Below are 17,093 nucleotides of genomic sequence, written 5' to 3' on the forward strand. Positions count from 1 at the left end.
GCCTGCTTCTTAGCCGCCCCTGAGGGCCGTCCGGGCGCATTCGCCTGGGCTCTCAGGGGATGCCGCTCGTCCACCGGAAGACAGGTTTTTCCGGCGCCGCTCCCGAGGAGTCGAGCGCGCCGGCTGCGAGGAACGAAGACTCATGGCGAACACCACTCAGAGCGCGAAGGACCGCGTCGTCATCTTCGACACGACTTTGCGCGACGGCGAGCAATGCCCCGGCGCCACCATGACCCTCGACGAGAAGCTGGCGGTGGCCGAGCTGCTCGACGGGATGGGCGTCGACATCATCGAGGCAGGCTTTCCGATCGCCTCCAACGGCGATTTCGAGGCCGTCGCCGAGATCGCCCGGCGCACCAAGCGCGCGACCGTCGCCGGCTTGGCTCGTGCCATCCCCGCCGACATCGCCCGTGCCGGCGAGGCGGTGCGCCACGCCGAGCGGGGCCGCATCCACACCTTCGTCTCGACCTCGGCGATCCACCTCGCTCACCAGATGCGCAAGACGCAGGATGAGGTGATCGAGATCATCCTCAAGACCGTGGCCCAGGCCCGCGACCTCGTCGAGGACGTGGAATGGTCGGCCATGGACGCGACCCGCACCGATATCGACTATCTCTGCCGCTGCGTGGAGGCGGCGATTCGCTCGGGCGCCACCACCATCAACCTGCCCGACACGGTGGGCTACGCCACGCCGCAGGAATACGGCGCGATGTTCCGTTCTGTCCGCGAGCGCGTGCCGAACGCCGACAAGGCGATCTTCTCCGTGCACTGCCACAACGATCTCGGGCTGGCGGTGGCGAACTCGCTCGCCGGCCTGGAGGGCGGCGCCCGGCAGATCGAGTGCACGGTCAACGGCATCGGCGAGCGGGCCGGCAATGCCGCGCTCGAAGAGATCGTCATGGCGATCCGCACCCGCGCCGACGTGATGCCCTACGACACCGGCATCGACACGACGATGCTGACCCGCGCCTCGAAGCTCGTCAGCCACGCGGCGAACTTCCCCGTCCAGTACAACAAGGCCATCGTCGGCCGGAACGCCTTCGCCCACGAGAGCGGCATCCACCAGGACGGGATGCTCAAGCATTCCGAGACCTACGAGATCATGACCCCGGCCTCGGTGGGCCTGTCCAAGACCTCGCTGGTGATGGGCAAGCATTCGGGCCGGGCCGCGTTCAAGTCGAAGCTGGCCGAACTCGGCATCTCGTTGTCCGACAACCAGTTCCAGGACGTGTTCGAGCGCTTCAAGGATCTGGCCGACCGGAAGAAGCACGTCTACGACGAGGATATCGAGGCGCTGGTCGATCAGAACCTCGCCACCGCCCACGACCGCATCAAGCTCCTGTCGCTCTCGGTGATCGCCGGCACGCGGGGGCCGCAGCGCGCGACGATGAAGATCGAGATGGACGGCCGCACCTTCACCGAGGAGGCGGACGGCAACGGCCCCGTGGACGCGGTGTTCAACGCCATCCACGCCATCGTGCCCCACGACGCGGTGCTCGAACTCTATCAGGTCCACGCCGTGACCGAGGGCACCGACGCGCAGGCGGAGGTCTCCGTCCGGCTCAAAGCCGGCGAGCGCTCGATGACGGCGCGCGGCGCCGACCCGGACACGCTGGTGGCCTCGGCCAAGGCGTATCTCTCGGCGCTCAACAAGCTCTCCGCGGCCTCCGTCAGGCTGCACGCGCAGCACGCCGCGGTGGTGTGACCACCGTCATTGCGAGCGACAGCGAAGCCATCCAGCGGCGCCGACCTCTCCGGAGAGTTCGGAGCGCTGGATGGCTTCGGCTTCGCCTCGCACTGACGGAATGGGAATTGATACCGCCGCTCGAATTCTGAGATCGAAAAAAGTCCCAAAAGAATGCCCGCCTATCGCTCCCGCACCACCACCCACGGCCGCAACATGGCCGGTGCCCGCGGCCTGTGGCGGGCCACCGGCATGAAGGATTCCGATTTCGGCAAGCCGATCATCGCGGTGGTGAACTCGTTCACGCAGTTCGTGCCCGGCCACGTCCACCTGAAGGATCTCGGCCAGCTCGTGGCGCGCGAGATCGAGCAGGCGGGCGGTGTGGCCAAGGAGTTCAACACCATCGCGGTCGATGACGGCATCGCCATGGGCCATGACGGGATGCTCTACTCGCTGCCGTCGCGCGAGCTGATCGCCGACAGCGTCGAGTACATGGTCAACGCGCATTGCGCCGACGCCATGGTCTGCATCTCGAATTGCGACAAGATCACCCCCGGCATGCTGATGGCGGCGCTGCGCCTCAACATCCCGGCCGTGTTCGTCTCCGGCGGGCCGATGGAGGCGGGCAAGGTCGTGATGAACGGCGTCACCCGCAAGTTCGACCTCGTCGACGCGATGGTGGCCGCGGCCGACGACCGGGTGTCGGACGAGGACGTGGCCGTCATCGAGCGCTCGGCCTGTCCGACCTGCGGCTCGTGCTCGGGCATGTTCACCGCCAATTCCATGAACTGCCTGACCGAGGCGCTCGGCCTCTCGCTGCCCGGCAACGGCTCGACGCTCGCGACGCACGCCGACCGCAAGCGTCTCTTCGTCGAGGCCGGTCATCTGATCGTCGATCTGGCCCGCCGCCACTACGAGCAGGACGACGCCAGCGTGCTGCCGCGCTCCATCGCGACCATGGCCGCCTTCGAGAACGCGATGACGCTCGACATCGCCATGGGCGGCTCGACCAACACGGTGCTGCACCTGCTCGCTGCCGCGCACGAGGGCGAGGTGCCGTTCACCATGGCCGACATCGACCGGCTCTCGCGGCGTGTGCCGGTGCTATGCAAGGTCGCCCCGGCGGTTGCGAACGTCCACATGGAGGACGTGCACCGGGCCGGCGGCATCATGGGCATCCTCGGCGAACTCGACCGCGCCGGTCTGATCGACCGGACCGTCGGAAATGTCGGCTCGGGCACGCTCGGCGCGGCGCTCGACCGCTGGGACGTGAAGAGGACGCAGAGCGAGTCGGTCCAGACCTTCTTCCGCGCCGCGCCCGGCGGCGTGCCGACCCAGGTCGCCTTCAGCCAGGCCTCGCGCTGGGACGAACTCGACCTCGACCGCGCGGCGGGCGTGATCCGCGACGCCGAGCACGCCTACTCGAAGGACGGCGGGCTGGCCGTGCTCTACGGCAACCTCGCCGAGGACGGCTGCATCGTGAAGACGGCGGGCGTCGATGCCTCGATCCTGAGCTTCACCGGCACCGCCCACGTCTTCGAGAGCCAGGATGCGTCGGTGGATGCCATCCTGAACGGGCGGGTGAAGGCCGGCGAGGTGGTGCTGATCCGCTACGAGGGCCCCCGCGGCGGCCCCGGCATGCAGGAGATGCTCTATCCCACGAGCTACCTGAAATCGAAGGGCCTCGGCAAAGCCTGCGCGCTGGTCACCGACGGCCGCTTCTCCGGCGGCTCCTCGGGCCTGTCCATCGGCCACGTCTCACCGGAAGCCGCGGAGGGCGGGCTGATCGGCCTCGTCGAGCAGGGCGACCGGATCGAGATCGACATCCCGAACCGGCGCATCCACCTCGCCGTGGACGAGGCGGTGCTCGCCGAGCGCCGCGCCGCCCGCGACGCGGAAGGCTGGCGCCCGGCCGCGCCCCGCAAGCGCAAGGTCAGCACGGCTTTGCGCGCCTACGCCATGCTCGCGACCAGCGCCGCCAAGGGCGCGGTGCGGCGGATCGAGCCGTAGGCAAGACACCGGCTGGGATCAGTCGATCGTCCCGACGATGAGGGGCCTGCGAAGCGGGCCTCGAAGCCCGGCGCATGGTGCTTCAGGCCCCATCGCGCTCGCGCCGGGCGATAGCGGAATCGGTGCGGCGTGCGGCGAGGCTCGCGTCCCGCGGGCATCTCGGCACGAGGTCGGACGAAGCGTTGCAGGAATGCGGTGCGCCTCCCTCGCGCATCGGGCACGGATCGCGCATAGACGCGTTCTCAGGCGGAGCTTCGCTCCGGACGGGACCATCGCCCATGCAGATCGCCACGCCCTACCTGATGTTTCTCGGCGACGTGCCGGACCGGCTCGCCGCCAAGACCGCCTACGGCATCAATGACTGGCGTCCCGAATGGTGCGTCGGCCAGCTTCGGATGGAGGGCTGTGCCGCCGATCTCGGCATCCCCGACCTGACCCTCGAAGAGGCCGTCGCGAAGGGCTGCAGGACCCTGGTGGTCGGCGTGGTCAATGCCGGCGGCGTGCTGCCCGAGCACTGGGTGAAGGAGATCGCCGCCGCGCTCGAGGTCGGGCTCGACGTGGCGAGCGGCCTGCACGTGCGGCTCGGCTCGGTTCCGGCAATCGCCGAAGCCGCGGAGCGCAACGGCCGCACCCTGCACGACGTGCGTCACACCACCGAGACGTTTCCGACCGGCAAGGGCACCAAACGGCCCGGCCGGCGCCTGCTCACCGTCGGCACCGACTGTTCCGTCGGCAAGAAATACACTGCGCTGGCCCTCGAACGCGGCATGCGCGAGCGCGGCTTCGACGCGGATTTCCGCGCCACCGGCCAGACCGGCGTGTTCATCTCCGGGCGCGGCGTGGCCATCGACGCGGTGGTGGCCGATTTCATCTCCGGCGCCGTCGAGTGGGTCGCGCCCGCCGCCGAGCCGAACCACTGGGACCTGATCGAGGGTCAGGGCTCGCTGTTCCACCCGTCTTTTGCCGGGGTCAGCCTCGGCCTGCTGCACGGGGCGCAGGCCGATGCCTTCGTCGTCTGCCACGAGCCGACCCGCACCCGCATGCGCGGCGTCGAGGCGAGCCTGCCGACGATCCGGGAGGTCATCGACCTGACCATCCGCTGCGGTTCGCTCACCAATCCCGGCATCCGCCCGGTCGGCATCGCCGTGAACACCCAGGCCCTGTCGGAGGCAGAGGCCCGTGCCGTCCTGGCCGAAACCGAGAGCGCGCACGGGCTGCCCGCCACCGATCCCGTGCGCTTCGGCGTCGAGGGGATCGTGGATCGGCTCAGCGCCGAATTTCCGGCCTGAGGGAGGGGTTTCACCGATGACGCGCCGCCTTTCCGTCGCCGTCGAGCGCTTTCCCATCGCCGGGGCCTTCACCATCTCCCGCGGCAGCCGGACCGAGGCGGTCGTCGTCGTCGCCAGCGTCGAGGACGGCGAGCATCGGGGCTGGGGCGAGTGCGTGCCCTATGCTCGCTACGGCGAGAGCGTGGAGAGCGTCGCCGCCGCCCTCGAAGCGCAGGCGGCCTGGATCGCCGAGGGCGGAGGGCGCTTCGATCTCGCCGGGCGGATGAAGCCGGGCGCCGCGCGCAACGCGCTCGACTGCGCCCTGTGGGATCACGAGGCCAAGCGCACGGGCAAGCCGGCTCACGAACTCGCCGGGCTTCCCGCGCCGGGGCCGGTGACGACGGCCTACACGCTGAGCCTCGGCGATCCCGAATCGATGGAGGCCGCCGCCCGCGCGGCGGCGCACCGGCCGCTCCTCAAGGTGAAGCTCGGCGGCGAGGGCGATCCCGAGCGCATCGCCGCCGTGCGCCGCGGGGCACCGGATTCTCGCCTGATCGTCGACGCCAACGAGGCGTGGCGCCCGGAGACGATCCGCGACAACCTCATGGCCTGCGCCGCCGCGGGCGTGGGCCTGATCGAGCAGCCGCTTCCGGCGGGCGAGGACGAAATTCTGGCCGAGATCGACCGCACGATCCCGATCTGCGCCGACGAGAGCCTGCACGACCGCGCCGGCCTCGATGCCCTGGCCGCGCGCTACGACGCCATCAACATCAAGCTCGACAAGGCCGGCGGGCTGACGGAAGCGCTGAAGCTCGCCCACGAGGCGCGGGCGCGCGGCTTCGAGATCATGGTCGGCTGCATGGTCGGATCGTCGCTCGCCATGGCGCCGGCGATGCTGCTGGCCCACCACGCGGCCTATGTCGATCTCGACGGGCCGCTCCTGCTGGCCCGCGACCGGGAACCGGCCCTGCGCTACGAGGGCAGCACGGTCTATCCGCCGCCGCCAGAGCTGTGGGGCTGAAGATCGCCTCTTACTGAACCCAGCGGATCGCGAGCGGCGGCACCACCGCCTCGTTCACCCGCAGGCGGGCGTCGAGGATCGGCTCCGCCGGCTCGTCGGCCTGCTGCGCGGCGAGGTCGGCGATGGCCTGATACTGGCTGAGGCGCCGGTCGATCATGCCGTCGAGCTTCTCGTGCACCTCGGCCACGGTCAGGCTGCGGCGCTTTCCGCCGTCCTTCGCGGTGAAGATGTTGCGGTTGGCCCGCGCCGCCCGGCCGAACGCCGCCTTGGCGACCTTTTCCGGGTCCTCGGCGCTCAGCGAGAGGAACTTGCCGGCGCTCGCCGTACCCAGGAAATGCGCGAGATAGAGTTCGGTCGTCTTCAGCTCGCGGCCGATCCGGGCCTCGATCCGGCTGCGGTCGCGCTTGATCAGCTCGCCCGCCATCAGGCCGGAGACGAAGGGATCGTTGCGCAGATCGAGCACCCGCTTGCGCAGGGCCGCGTCGGCGATGGTGATGCCGGCGCCTTGGCCCTTCACCGCCGCCGCCTCGTCGGCGAGGCCGTGCTTGGCGCCGTACTGGCGGATCATCTCCAGCCAAGTGCCGGTGACGAACTGGAACAGGCCCTGCGCCGAGGAGGCGGAGGACTTCACGTTGGTGTCGAAGCTCGACTCCTTGTCGGCCAGCGCCATCATGTAGACGGGATCGACGCCGGTGACCTCGGAGGCCCGCAGGATCGTGTCGACGAGGGAGCGCCGCACGCTCATCTCGCCGAAGCGCAGGATCTCGTCCTCGCCGCCCTGGCGCGGATTGGCGAGCGAGGCCTGCATGCGATCGAGCGCTGCCGTCAGCATGTCGTCCTGGCCGAGCAGGGCGGTGCCGCCCCATTCCGCCTCGGCCCCGGCCGGGCGCAGGTCGGCGCGCACCATCGACGGGATCGCCGACGCGGCGCTCGCGCCGCGCTCGTAGGAGGAAGCGGTCTGCGGCGCGGCGACCAGCAGCGTCACGGTCGCGGTCACGGCGGCGAGGCCGCGGGCGAGAGGCGCGAGGATCGTCGCAGCCGGGCGGCGCGAAACGCCCGCACGCGACAGCCGCGAAACGGAATCCTTGTGGACATCCGACCCGCAAGGCACGAATCGGCTCACGTCGTCGGCGCAGAGCGCCGGCTCCGGGTAAACCCCCATCGGTCTTCCTTGTTGGTGCCTCGGCGTTCTTAGGGGCCGGGCTTCGTTTGACCGGCGGAGGTTTCGCCGCCGGGTGTGACCACAATGGGACCACCCCGTGATCCAAACGTGATCCCGTTAATGCAGCGTTAAGGCATTGTGTTTACAATATTTTAACCAATACACGCCTTCGCCGCGCAGGCTTGCCTGCGGCAAAGATGGCAGCTCGGACGCGGGAACGCGGCAGGTCGGTCATAGTTGTCATGGGCCGCGCGGCGGCCAGTTAGGGCTCATCCTAAGGCGTCAGCGCCACCACAGCAGAAAGATCGAGTTCCCATGGGCATTCAGACCGGTCGACGCGTCGGAGTGGCGTTCGTTGGCATGGGCGGGGCGGTCGCGACGACAGCCATCGCCGGCATCGAAACGATCAAGTCGGGGTCGAACCGTCTGGATGGTCTGCCGCTCGCTGGCGTGCCGGTTTCCGGGATGGCCGATTACAAGGATCTCGTTTTCGGCGGTTGGGACCTGAACGGCGACGACCTCGCCTCCGCCGCGACCGGTCACGGCGTCCTCACCCGCGAGGACATCGAGAACGGCGCCCAGGCGCTCAAGGGCATCACGCCCTGGCCGGCGGTGGGTTCGGCCAAGTTCTGCAAGAACATCGACGGCGCCAACCGCATCGTCGCCAAGGATCATCGCGAGACCGTCTCGGTCATCGCCAACGACCTCAACCGCTTCCGCAAGGAGAGCAACCTCGACGACGTCGTCGTCATCAACCTCGCCTCGACCGAGCGCTGGCCCGATCTGGCAGACCCGGTCCTGAACTCGGCGGAAGCCTTCGAGAAGGGGTTGGACGCCAGCGACGAGTCGATCTCGCCGGCCATGCTCTACGCCTACGCCGCCATCAAGAGCGGCGTGCCCTACGCCAACTTCACGCCCTCCGTCGCCGCCGACGTGCCGGCCCTGATGGAACTGGCCCGCGAGCTGAACGTCCCGGTCGCCGGCAAGGACGGCAAGACCGGCCAGACCATGATGAAGACGGTGCTCGCCCCCGCCCTCAAGGCCCGCCAGCTCCACGTGGACGGCTGGTTCTCGACCAACATCCTCGGCAACCGCGATGGTCTGGCCCTCAACGACCCGAACTCGCTTCAGTCGAAGCTCAACACCAAGGGCACGGTGCTCGACTCGATCCTCGGTTACCCGGTCGAGGATCACCTCGTGCACATCCACTATTACCGCCCGCGCGGCGACGACAAGGAAGCCTGGGACAACATCGACGTCACCGGCTTCATGGGTCAGCGCATGCAGATCAAGGTGAACTTCCTCTGCAAGGACTCGATTCTGGCCGCGCCCCTCGTGATCGAGATTGCCCGCGTGCTGGACCTGGCCAAGAGCCGCGGCGACGGCGGCGTGCAGGAGCAGCTCTCGACCTTCTTTAAGGCGCCGATGGTGAAGAACGGCCACGGGCCGGAGCACGATTTCGGCAAGCAGCAGCGGATGCTGTTCGACTGGCTGGGCGTGCAGTGAGGCGCTGAAGCCATGGCGGGCCAATCGGCCACGGAACCGGCCGCTCCGATCGTCCTGCGGGAGTTGCTGGTCGAACTCGGCGACCTCAAGCGCGTCCGCTCGGCGGGTCGTGAGGGATCGATCGCCCAGCGCCTGTTCGCGCAGGGCTGGTCGGCGCTCACGGGTGGGGGCTCGCCGGAGACGGTCGCCCTCGACATCACCGCCAAGGCCCTGGCCGCGTCCCGCCTCTGCGATCTCGATGCCGCCTTCCTGAACGCCGCCGGACTCGACGAGGCGCAGGCCGCCTCGGTGCTGGTGGCGGGGCTCGAAGCCGTAGCCGAGCCGCTCGATGCCGGATTGCGGGAGCGCCTGCGGGCCTGCCTGCACCGACCTGTCGTCCTGCCGGCCGGGCCGGTGCCCGGCTTCGTCGCCGCGCTGGCGCAGCAGCCCCGGGCTGGGGTGACCTGCCCCGGCAAGCCGCGCATCCTGCTGGAGCCGCCGGAGAACCACGCCGAGCACTGCCTCGTCGTGGCGGTCTACGGCGTGTTGCTGAGCCCCTTCTATCGGGCCGACCCGACGACCGTCTTCCTCGCGGCGATGGCGCATCATTTCCACAACGCGGCGATGCCCGATGCGGGCTTCACCGGGGAGATGCTGCTCGGCGACCACCTCTGGCCGATCGTGGCCCGCTGCTCGGACTGGGCGCTCGACGAATTGGAGCCGCCGCTGCGCGAGACGGTCCGCGCCGCCCGCCTCGTCCTGCCGGACGATGCGACCGCCGAGGGCCGGGCCTTCCACGCCGCCGATTCCATCGATCGGGTGCTCCAGATCGCGCAGCACCTGCGGGCGGCCTCGCTGACGATGGAGACCGTGCTCGACGACATGGAACTGGTCCATGCCGGGCCGGTGAAGGCTTTCCAGGATCGCGTTCTGACCGATATGCGCATCCCGTGACATCCCGCGCCGTCCGGCAGAATCCAGGATCATGATCCCCTTCGATCTCCTCTCGCCGGAGACCGGCCACCCGCTCAAGGCCGACGGAGCGCACGCCCTGCGCGACGTCGAGACCGGCGCGCGCTGGCCGGTGATCGACGGCATCCCCTATCTGCGCACCGGCCGGGAGAGCCTCGTCGCGGCAGCGCTCGATCACCTCGACGCCGATCGCGTGGAGGAGGCGCTGGTCCTTCTGCTCGCCGATCAGGACGATTGGTGGACCGGCCCGCCCGCCGATCCCGAGGCCCTGCGCCGGCTGGTGCGGGAGCGCGCCAGCGCTTCCCTGCGGCAGGCGGTGGAATGGCTCGGCTGGGGCCGGGTCGGCGATTATTTCGTCAATCGGTGGACCGATCCGACCTTCCTGGCCGGCCTCAGCCTCTTGGAGGCACACTGGAACGGCCCGGTCTGCGCTTTTGAACTCGCCTGCGGCATCGGCCATTACCTGCGCGAGCTCAAGCGGCGCGGCGTGAAGGTCGCTGGCGCCGACGTGGTCTTCGCCAAGCTCTGGGTCGCCCGGCACTGGGTGGTGGGCGAGAAGGCGCAGCTCGTCTGTTTCGACGCCACCTCGCCGCACTGGCCGATCCCGGAATCGCCGGTCGATCTCGTGATCTGCAACGACGCCTTCTACTTCCTCGACGACAAGGCGGGCGTGCTCGCCTGCCTGCGCCACACCGCCGGCGAGGAGGGGTGGCTCGCCATCAGCCACATCCACAACAGCGGCCAGCCGGGCTTTTCGTCCGGCCGCGCCATCTCGTCCGCCGAGATCGAGGAGCTGTTTCCCGACGGACTCGTCTACGACGACGCCGAGCTGACCCGGGCGCTGGTGGAGGCCAGGGCCCCGCAGCCCCGCGAGCCGCGCGATATCAAGACCTGCGAGGCCTTCTCCGTGGTGGCGGGGCCGGGCATGCGCCCGGCGCCGAGGGCCATCGTCGACGGCATCACCCTGCCGCCGGCGGATGCGGCGCTGCACCTCAATCCGCTCTACGCACCGCAGGAGGGCGGCTACGCGATCCGCTGGCCCTCCGAGCGCTACGAGGCGGAGTACGGACGCCAAGTGACCTACCCGCTGCATTCGAACGGGCCGGCCGCCATCGACTGGGTGGGCAGGCCGGACGCGCCGGAGGCGGAGCGGGTGCGCCGCCGCGAATACGTCGACCTGCCGGAGCGCTGGTGATGAGCGGACCCATCGGCTGGGGCATCGTCGGCTACGGCTGGGTCGCCCGCGACTACATGGCGCCCGCCATCCGCGCCGCCGGGCACCGCCTCGTGGCCGTGGCCGATCCGGGCGCCGGATCGCGCGCGGCGGCGGAAGCCGAGGGCGCGCGGGCCACTGCCGATCTCGCCGGGTTGCTGGCCGATCCCGAAATCGAGGCGGTCTACGTCGCGACACCGAATCACCTGCATCGCGGCGCCGTCGAGGCGCTCTGCGCCGCCGGCAAGGCCGTTCTCTGCGAGAAGCCGATGGCGGCCTCGCTTGCCGATGCCGAGGCGATGGCGGCGGCGGTGCACCGTTCGGGCGCCTTCTACGGCACCGCCTTCGACCAGCGCCACCATCCCGGCCACCGCGCCATGCGAAGGCTCATCGGCGAGGGCCGGCTCGGGACGGTGACGGCGGTCCGCATCGTCTACGCCTGCTGGCTCGACCGGACGTGGACCTCGTTCGAGGGGCAGGACAATTGGCGCATCGACCCGGCCCAGGCCGGCGGCGGCGCCCTGATGGATCTTGCCCCCCACGGCATCGATCTCGTCGATTTCCTGCTAGGCGAACCCCTCGTCGACATCGCCGCGATGACCCAGGCGCGGGCGCAGGATTACGCCGTCGATGACGGCGCCCTGCTGATCGGCCGGACGGAATCGGGCGCGCTGGCGCAGCTCAACGTCGCCTACAATTGCCCCGATGCGCTGCCCCGCCGCCGGCTGGAAGTGATCGGCACCCGCGGCATGCTGAGCGCGACGAACACGATGGGCCAGACCGCGGGCGGCCATGTCACCTTCACCGACGGCACCGACGGCCGCACGGAAGAGATCGCTTTCGACCGCGAGGCTTCGCCCTTCCTCGAACAGGTGCGCGCCTTCGGCCGCGCACTGCGCCAGAAGGACGAGCGGGCCGCCTGGGACGCGGAGCGCGACCTGCACACCATGCGCCTGATCGCCCGCGCCTACGCGGCGGCGGGCCTCAAGGCCGGCCGCGACGCGGCCTGACGATTTTGGGAGGAGACCGGCTGAACCGACCCTAACTCCTGATCCTGAGATGCGCCGCGAAGCGGAGCCTCAGGGTTAGGGTGAGGTTCGGACGTGAGCCGGTCCGCCGCTGCGGATGGAACGAGCATGACAGCGACCGACGCCCTCGACCGGGACGACCGCGCCCATCACCCCAGCCTCGCGGCGCCGCGCCCCTATCGCCGGGGCGGCAAGCGGCGCATCGAGGGCCTGCCGGAGCGGCTGCCGGATGCGGTGAAGGCCTATTTCGACGTGCTGCCCGAGGGCCGCGTCGTCGGCTTCAACCTCGCCGGACTCGACCGCACGGGCATCCCGGTCTGGTTCGTTGCCCTGTTCCTCGACGATCCGTTCTATGTCGGCGCCATGCCCTCGGGCATCGGCTACGGCGCCACCGACGACGAGGCGCTGATCGGTGCGGTGGCCGAGATCGCCGAGAACCTGATGCCGTCGGTCGCGCTGCTGCCGCGCAAGGGCGAGAACCAGGCGGCCGTCTCTTACGATGACCTCGTGCGGGTCTACGGCGCGACCTCCGTCGCCGATCCGCTGACGCTCTGTCTGCCCGCCGGCTCGCCCGTCGGCCGCGACACGCCGCTCGACTGGACGAAGTCGATCCGCGCCCGCACCGGCGAGTCCGTCTGGATGCCGCTCGACATCGCCGCGACCGACTATTTCGAGCTGCGCCAGGGCTACCAGCCCTTCACCAACCTCATCACCAACGGCCTCGGCGCCGGGCCGGACGTGGCCTTCGCCCTTGGTCACGGCCTGCTCGAACTGCTCCAGCGCGACGGCAACGGCCTGCTGTTCCGCGCCCTCGACCAGGGCGTGATGCTCGACCTCGACGGGATCGGCCCCGAGACCCGCGGCATGCTCGACCGGCTGGAAAGCCTCGGCATCCGGGCGCTGCCGAAATTCGCCACCGACCAGTTCGGCCTGACCAACCTCTACGTCGTGGGCTACGACGAGGACCCCGCCCGCACGCCGGCACCGATCGCCCTCTCGGCCTGCGGCGAGGCCTGCGACCCGGACCGCGAGCGTGCCCTCCGGAAGGCGCTCCTGGAGTTCCAGGCCGCGCGTGTCCGAAAGACCTTCGGGCACGGCCCGCTGGCCCTCGCCGACACAGTGGCGCCGCCCGGCTATGTCGAGGCCTTCATCCAGAAGGCGCTGCCCAGCCTCGATCTGGAGGAGAGCCGTGCGCTCCAAGCCATGCTCGCCTGGATCGACCTCTCCTCGGCCGAGCTGCGCGAGGTGTTGAGCGAAACGGTCTATTCGGAGCGCAGCACCAAGGCGTTTTCGGAGCTGCCGACCACGCCGGCACCCGACGGCCATGCCCGCGGACGCATCGCCCGCGAGCGGCTGGAGGAAGCGGGCTTCGACGTGCTCTACGTCGATTGCTCGCCCCCCGACGGCGGAATCGGCGTCGTCAAGGCGATCGTGCCCGGGCTCGAGGTCGAGACCATGAGCTACTACCGGATCGGCGAGCGCAACACGCGCAAGCTGATCGAGCGCGACCATCCGCTGATCCGCTTCGGCACGCCGACCGACACGCTGCTTCCCGTGCGCCTGACGCCCGAGGCGATCGAGCGCTTCGGCGGACAGCCCCTGTTCGACGTGGCGCTGGCGGAAGAGATCGTCGGCTCGCATTACCCGCTCTATCGCGAGCCGGAATCGCACCACGCGCCCTTCCGCTACGAGCGCCAGGGCCGCCGGGCCGAGCGGAGGACGGCATGAGCCTGCGCTTTGCCTACAACACCAACGGCACCGCCCATCACCGCATCGAGGACGCGATTCGCCTCATCAAGGATGCGGGCTACGACGGCGTGGCGCTCACCCTCGACATCCACCATCTCGACCCCTTCGCCGAGAATTGGGTGATCGAGGCCGACCGCATCGCCAGCATCCTGGCCCGGCTCGAACTCGGCTCGGTGATCGAGACCGGCGCCCGCTTCCTGCTCGACCCGACGGCCAAGCACGAGCCGACACTGGTCACCGCCGATGCCGCGGGACGCGCCCGGCGCGTCGGCTTCCTCAAGCGCGCGATCGAAATCGGCAAGATCCTCGATTCCGAGGCGGTCTCGTTCTGGGCCGGCGTCCCGAAGCCCGGTGTGGATCGCGACGAGGCGCGGGGCTGGCTCGTCGAGGGTCTGCGCGAGGTGGCCGATTTCGCCGCCGAGAAGGGCGTGGTCGCCGCTTTGGAGCCTGAGCCCGGCATGCTGATCGAGACCCTCGACGACTTCGCCGCCCTCGATCTGCCCGGCCTGTCGCTCGCCCTCGATACCGGTCACTGCCTCGTGACGCAGGAGCGCGACCCGGCCGACGCCGTGCGGGAGTTCGCGCCCCGCATCGGTACCGTGGCGATCGAGGACATGAAGCGGGGCGAGCACATCCACCTGCCCTTCGGCGAGGGCGACATGGACGTGCCCGCCGTGCTCGACGCCCTCGACGCGATCGATTTCAAGAAACTCGTCTGCGTGGAGCTGTCGCGGGACTCGCATCGCGCCGACCTGATGGTGGCCCAGGCGCTCGAATATCTGCACACCTGCCGCCGTCCCGGCCCCGGCCTGCCGAGGCCGGAAACCGCACCGCGCGAGGCCGCCGTTCCGGGACTATTGAACCCATGAGAATCTGCTTCGTCAGCCGCCGCTACTTCCCGGCGATCTCCGGCATGAGCGTCTACGCGCAGAATCTGCTGCGCGAGGTGGCAGGCGCCGGCCACGACGTGACGATGCTCTCGCAGTATCGCGGCGACGAATTCGGCACCCGCGTCTATGGCGGCGGACCGCCCCCGCCGGTGCCCGGCGTGCAGGTCATCGGCCTCGAACAGCGCGGCGAGCAGGAGAGCGGCGACTTCGAGCGCGACATCGACGAGATGGTCGAGACGATCTGCGCCGAGCACGCCAAAAAGCCCTTCGACGTGCTGCACGCCCAGTACGGCTACCCCACCGGCTGGGCGGTGCTGCTGGCGGGCAAACGGCTCGGCGTGCCGACCGTGGTCTCGATCCAGGGCGGCGACGGCCACTGGGTCGGCTCCTGCTGCGAGACGCACCGGGTGGCGATGGTCGAGGTACTGGCCCACGCCAACGCCCTGCTGATCGGCGGCCCCTCCTTCGTCGGCGAGGTCTGCGACCGGCTCGGTTCCGATCCGGCGCGTTTCACCATCGTTCCCGGTGCGGTCGACACCGCCCGCTTCACCCCCGGTGCCCGCTTCGAGGCCGAGCGTGAGGACGAGGAGCCGGTGCGGCTGCTCTATCACGGCCGCGTCGACCGCCGGAAAGGCGTGCTCGATTTCCTCGACGCCCTCGAGCGGATGTGGGAGGCCGGGATGCCCTTCGACGCGGTGATCTCCGGCATCGGTCCGGACGTGGAGGCTGCTCGCGAGCGGGCCGAGGCCATCGGCTTCACCTCCGCCCAGGTCCGCTTCACCGGCTACGCCGATTACGACACCGTGCCGGAGCTCTATCGCGCGGCGGACGTGTTCGTCTCGCCGACCTATGCCGAGGGGTTCTCCAATACGATCCTGGAGGCCATGGCCTCCGGGCTGGCCGTCGTCTCGACCCACTCCGTCGGCGTCTCGGACTGCCTGCGCGACGGCGAGAACGGCCTGCTCGTGCAGCCCGGCGACGTGCCGGCGCTCGCCAAGGCCCTGGGCCGGATGGTCGAGGACGACGACCTGCGCCGTCGCCTCGCCCGTGACGGGCTCGAAGAGTGCCGCCGCGTCTATTCCTGGACCGCGGTGGGACGCCAGATCATGGACGTCTACGCCGAGGTCGCCCGCGAGCGGCCGCATACGGACTTTTCCGACACGCTGCCCCTCGATCCGGACTGCCGCTTCCGCACGGAGCCGCACCTGCTGTGACGCGAACCGCGCTCGCCGTCTCGCCCCATCTCGACGACGCCGCCTTCTCGGCCGGCGGCACGCTGGCCCGGCTCGCCGCGCAGGGCTGGCAGGTCGTGATGGCGACCGTCTTCACCGCCTCCGTCCCGAACCCGCGCGGCTTCGCGCTGGCCTGCCAGACCGACAAGGGATTGGCGCCCGAGATCGACTACATGGCCCTGCGGCGCGGCGAGGATCGGGCGGCGGCGGACGCACTCGGCATCGAGGAGCCCGTCCACCTGCCGTTCCGCGAGGCACCCCACCGCGGCTACGCCTCGCCGCCCGAACTCTTCGCGGAGCTTCGCTCCGACGACCGCATCGGCGCCAACCTCGCCGACGCCTTCGAGCGTCTGGTGGCCGATACCCGTCCCGACCTGATCCTCGCGCCGCAGGGCGTGGGCGGCCATGTCGATCACATCCAGGTCGTGCGGGCGCTGCGCGGGGCGCAGCCGCCGCTGCCGATGCTGTGGTGGCGCGATTTTCCCTACACCGTTCGCACCGCCGAGCCGAAGGAGCCCCTGCGGGCGCTGTTCGAGCGCCTGCCCGAGCAGGTCGTGCGCCTCGACGGGGCGGCCGAGCACCGCAAGGCCGAGGCCTGCGCCGCCTACGCGTCGCAGCTCGGCTTCCAGTTCGGCGGCCCGGATGGCCTGCGCGCCCGCTTGGCGGCGGAGGACGGCGTCGAGCGCTTCCGCCTGCAGGGCCGGCTGCCGCCGGACCTCCGCGATGCCGGATTCGCCTGACGCGCCCAAAAGCCTGCGCGACCCCGCCGCCGTCGCGGCACGCCGGGCGATGGCCGATGCACCTCATATCCGGCCCCTGCGCCTCCTCGCGCACCGCATCGCCGCCGAGCGCGGCGCTGCGGTGCCCGATCCCGACCCCCTCGACGGCGGCGTGGAGGCGCGGCTTCTCCTGCTGCTGGAAACGCCCGGCCCCTCGATCGGCCGAACCGGCTTCGTCTCGCGCGACAACGCCACCGGCACCGCCGCCAACCTGTTCCGCTTCCTGAGGGAGGCCGGCATCGCGCGGCGCGACACGCTGATCTGGAACGCGGTCCCCTGGGTGATCCACGCCCCCGGCGCCCTCAACCGTGCGCCGCGCCGCTCGGAGGCCGCGGCGGCCGCGCCCTTTTTCGCGCCGCTGCTCGCCCTGCTGCCTCGTCTCAGGGTGGTCGTCCCGGCCGGGCGCTTCGCGCAGAGCGCCGCCGCGCCGCTCGCCGCCCTGCGGCCCGACCTTCCGGTGGTGCCGATCCCGCATCCGAGCCCGACCTATGTCTGCACCTCGCCGAGCGTGGCGGAGCGAATCCGCGCCGGCCTGAGCGAGGCCGCCGCACGGCTCTCGGGCGTCGCCTGAGGTCAAGCTACCGTGATTTCGGCCGCAAT

The 17,093-nt window shown here is 70.2% G+C and carries 14 protein-coding genes; 13 read left to right on the forward strand and 1 reads right to left on the reverse strand.

Annotation, left to right across the window (positions count from 1 at the left end):
* The first annotated feature begins 142 nt into the window (after positions 1-142).
* From ACPCJR_RS01305 to dgcA, 4 genes are all read left to right on the forward strand, one after another.
* Positions 143-1,705, forward strand: a complete 1,563-nt coding sequence (locus tag ACPCJR_RS01305; protein ID WP_391511056.1) for a 2-isopropylmalate synthase — start codon at positions 143-145, stop codon at positions 1,703-1,705.
* A 153-nt stretch (positions 1,706-1,858) separates the two neighbouring features.
* Positions 1,859-3,694 (forward strand): dihydroxy-acid dehydratase, encoded by a 1,836-nt coding sequence (gene ilvD, locus ACPCJR_RS01310; RefSeq protein WP_391511055.1) that lies wholly within the window; start codon positions 1,859-1,861, stop codon positions 3,692-3,694.
* Positions 3,695-3,972: 278 nt separating this feature from the next.
* Complete coding sequence (gene dgcN / locus ACPCJR_RS01315) at positions 3,973-4,983, forward strand: N-acetyltransferase DgcN (protein WP_391511054.1); 1,011 nt, start codon at positions 3,973-3,975, stop codon at positions 4,981-4,983.
* A 16-nt stretch (positions 4,984-4,999) separates the two neighbouring features.
* Positions 5,000-5,983 carry an N-acetyl-D-Glu racemase DgcA gene (gene dgcA / locus ACPCJR_RS01320; protein ID WP_391511053.1) on the forward strand — a complete coding sequence of 328 codons (984 nt, stop codon included), beginning with the start codon at positions 5,000-5,002 and terminating at the stop codon, positions 5,981-5,983.
* A 10-nt stretch (positions 5,984-5,993) separates the two neighbouring features.
* On the opposite strand, the gene ACPCJR_RS01325 is transcribed toward dgcA, so the two are convergent.
* The gene (locus tag ACPCJR_RS01325; protein WP_391511052.1) at positions 5,994-7,145 is read right to left on the reverse strand and encodes a transglycosylase SLT domain-containing protein; all 1,152 of its coding nucleotides are present in this window, start codon (positions 7,143-7,145) and stop codon (positions 5,994-5,996) included.
* Between the two features lie 315 nt (positions 7,146-7,460).
* Here ACPCJR_RS01325 and ACPCJR_RS01330 point away from each other — a divergent pair, with 315 nt between their 5' ends.
* The 9 genes from ACPCJR_RS01330 (at position 7,461) to ACPCJR_RS01370 (ending at position 17,064) form a co-directional block, all read left to right on the forward strand.
* Positions 7,461-8,651, forward strand: coding sequence for an inositol-3-phosphate synthase (locus ACPCJR_RS01330; RefSeq protein ID WP_391511051.1), 1,191 nt, complete (start codon positions 7,461-7,463; stop codon positions 8,649-8,651).
* A gap of 12 nt (positions 8,652-8,663) precedes the next feature.
* Complete coding sequence (locus tag ACPCJR_RS01335; protein WP_391511050.1) at positions 8,664-9,584, forward strand: hypothetical protein; 921 nt, start codon at positions 8,664-8,666, stop codon at positions 9,582-9,584.
* Positions 9,585-9,615: 31 nt separating this feature from the next.
* The gene (locus tag ACPCJR_RS01340) at positions 9,616-10,797 is read left to right on the forward strand and encodes a class I SAM-dependent methyltransferase (RefSeq protein WP_391511049.1); all 1,182 of its coding nucleotides are present in this window, start codon (positions 9,616-9,618) and stop codon (positions 10,795-10,797) included.
* Complete coding sequence (locus ACPCJR_RS01345; RefSeq protein ID WP_391511048.1) at positions 10,797-11,825, forward strand: Gfo/Idh/MocA family protein; 1,029 nt, start codon at positions 10,797-10,799, stop codon at positions 11,823-11,825. The genes ACPCJR_RS01340 and ACPCJR_RS01345 overlap by 1 nt, the downstream gene beginning before the upstream one ends.
* A gap of 126 nt (positions 11,826-11,951) precedes the next feature.
* Positions 11,952-13,571 carry a YcaO-like family protein gene (locus ACPCJR_RS01350; protein WP_391511047.1) on the forward strand — a complete coding sequence of 540 codons (1,620 nt, stop codon included), beginning with the start codon at positions 11,952-11,954 and terminating at the stop codon, positions 13,569-13,571.
* A complete protein-coding gene (locus ACPCJR_RS01355) occupies positions 13,568-14,461 on the forward strand; it encodes a sugar phosphate isomerase/epimerase family protein (RefSeq protein ID WP_391511046.1) in 894 nt (297 codons plus the stop codon). The genes ACPCJR_RS01350 and ACPCJR_RS01355 overlap by 4 nt, the downstream gene beginning before the upstream one ends.
* On the forward strand, positions 14,458-15,696 hold the full coding sequence (locus ACPCJR_RS01360; RefSeq protein ID WP_391511045.1) for a glycosyltransferase family 4 protein: 1,239 nt from the start codon (positions 14,458-14,460) through the stop codon (positions 15,694-15,696). The genes ACPCJR_RS01355 and ACPCJR_RS01360 overlap by 4 nt, the downstream gene beginning before the upstream one ends.
* Complete coding sequence (locus tag ACPCJR_RS01365) at positions 15,693-16,454, forward strand: PIG-L deacetylase family protein (RefSeq protein WP_391511044.1); 762 nt, start codon at positions 15,693-15,695, stop codon at positions 16,452-16,454. Before ACPCJR_RS01360 ends, ACPCJR_RS01365 begins: the two co-directional genes overlap by 4 nt.
* Entirely contained in the window at positions 16,438-17,064 is a 627-nt protein-coding gene (locus ACPCJR_RS01370; protein ID WP_391511043.1) for a uracil-DNA glycosylase, read from the forward strand. Before ACPCJR_RS01365 ends, ACPCJR_RS01370 begins: the two co-directional genes overlap by 17 nt.
* Positions 17,065-17,093: the final 29 nt, after the last annotated feature.

It is taken from the genome of Methylobacterium sp. NPDC097929 (assembly GCF_049543375.1).
In the GTDB taxonomy this organism is placed as follows: domain Bacteria; phylum Pseudomonadota; class Alphaproteobacteria; order Rhizobiales; family Beijerinckiaceae; genus Methylobacterium.

Bases quoted from the DNA above. Each gene is read 5' to 3' on its own strand.
- ACPCJR_RS01305 (WP_391511056.1), top strand. From the start codon at position 143: ATGGCGAACACCACTCAGAGCGCGAAGGACCGCGTCGTCATCTTCGAC.
- ilvD (WP_391511055.1), top strand. From the start codon at position 1,859: ATGCCCGCCTATCGCTCCCGCACCACCACCCACGGCCGCAACATGGCC.
- dgcN (WP_391511054.1), top strand. From the start codon at position 3,973: ATGCAGATCGCCACGCCCTACCTGATGTTTCTCGGCGACGTGCCGGAC.
- dgcA (WP_391511053.1), top strand. From the start codon at position 5,000: ATGACGCGCCGCCTTTCCGTCGCCGTCGAGCGCTTTCCCATCGCCGGG.
- ACPCJR_RS01325 (WP_391511052.1), bottom strand. From the start codon at position 7,145: ATGGGGGTTTACCCGGAGCCGGCGCTCTGCGCCGACGACGTGAGCCGA.
- ACPCJR_RS01330 (WP_391511051.1), top strand. From the start codon at position 7,461: ATGGGCATTCAGACCGGTCGACGCGTCGGAGTGGCGTTCGTTGGCATG.
- ACPCJR_RS01335 (WP_391511050.1), top strand. From the start codon at position 8,664: ATGGCGGGCCAATCGGCCACGGAACCGGCCGCTCCGATCGTCCTGCGG.
- ACPCJR_RS01340 (WP_391511049.1), top strand. From the start codon at position 9,616: ATGATCCCCTTCGATCTCCTCTCGCCGGAGACCGGCCACCCGCTCAAG.
- ACPCJR_RS01345 (WP_391511048.1), top strand. From the start codon at position 10,797: ATGAGCGGACCCATCGGCTGGGGCATCGTCGGCTACGGCTGGGTCGCC.
- ACPCJR_RS01350 (WP_391511047.1), top strand. From the start codon at position 11,952: ATGACAGCGACCGACGCCCTCGACCGGGACGACCGCGCCCATCACCCC.
- ACPCJR_RS01355 (WP_391511046.1), top strand. From the start codon at position 13,568: ATGAGCCTGCGCTTTGCCTACAACACCAACGGCACCGCCCATCACCGC.
- ACPCJR_RS01360 (WP_391511045.1), top strand. From the start codon at position 14,458: ATGAGAATCTGCTTCGTCAGCCGCCGCTACTTCCCGGCGATCTCCGGC.
- ACPCJR_RS01370 (WP_391511043.1), top strand. From the start codon at position 16,438: ATGCCGGATTCGCCTGACGCGCCCAAAAGCCTGCGCGACCCCGCCGCC.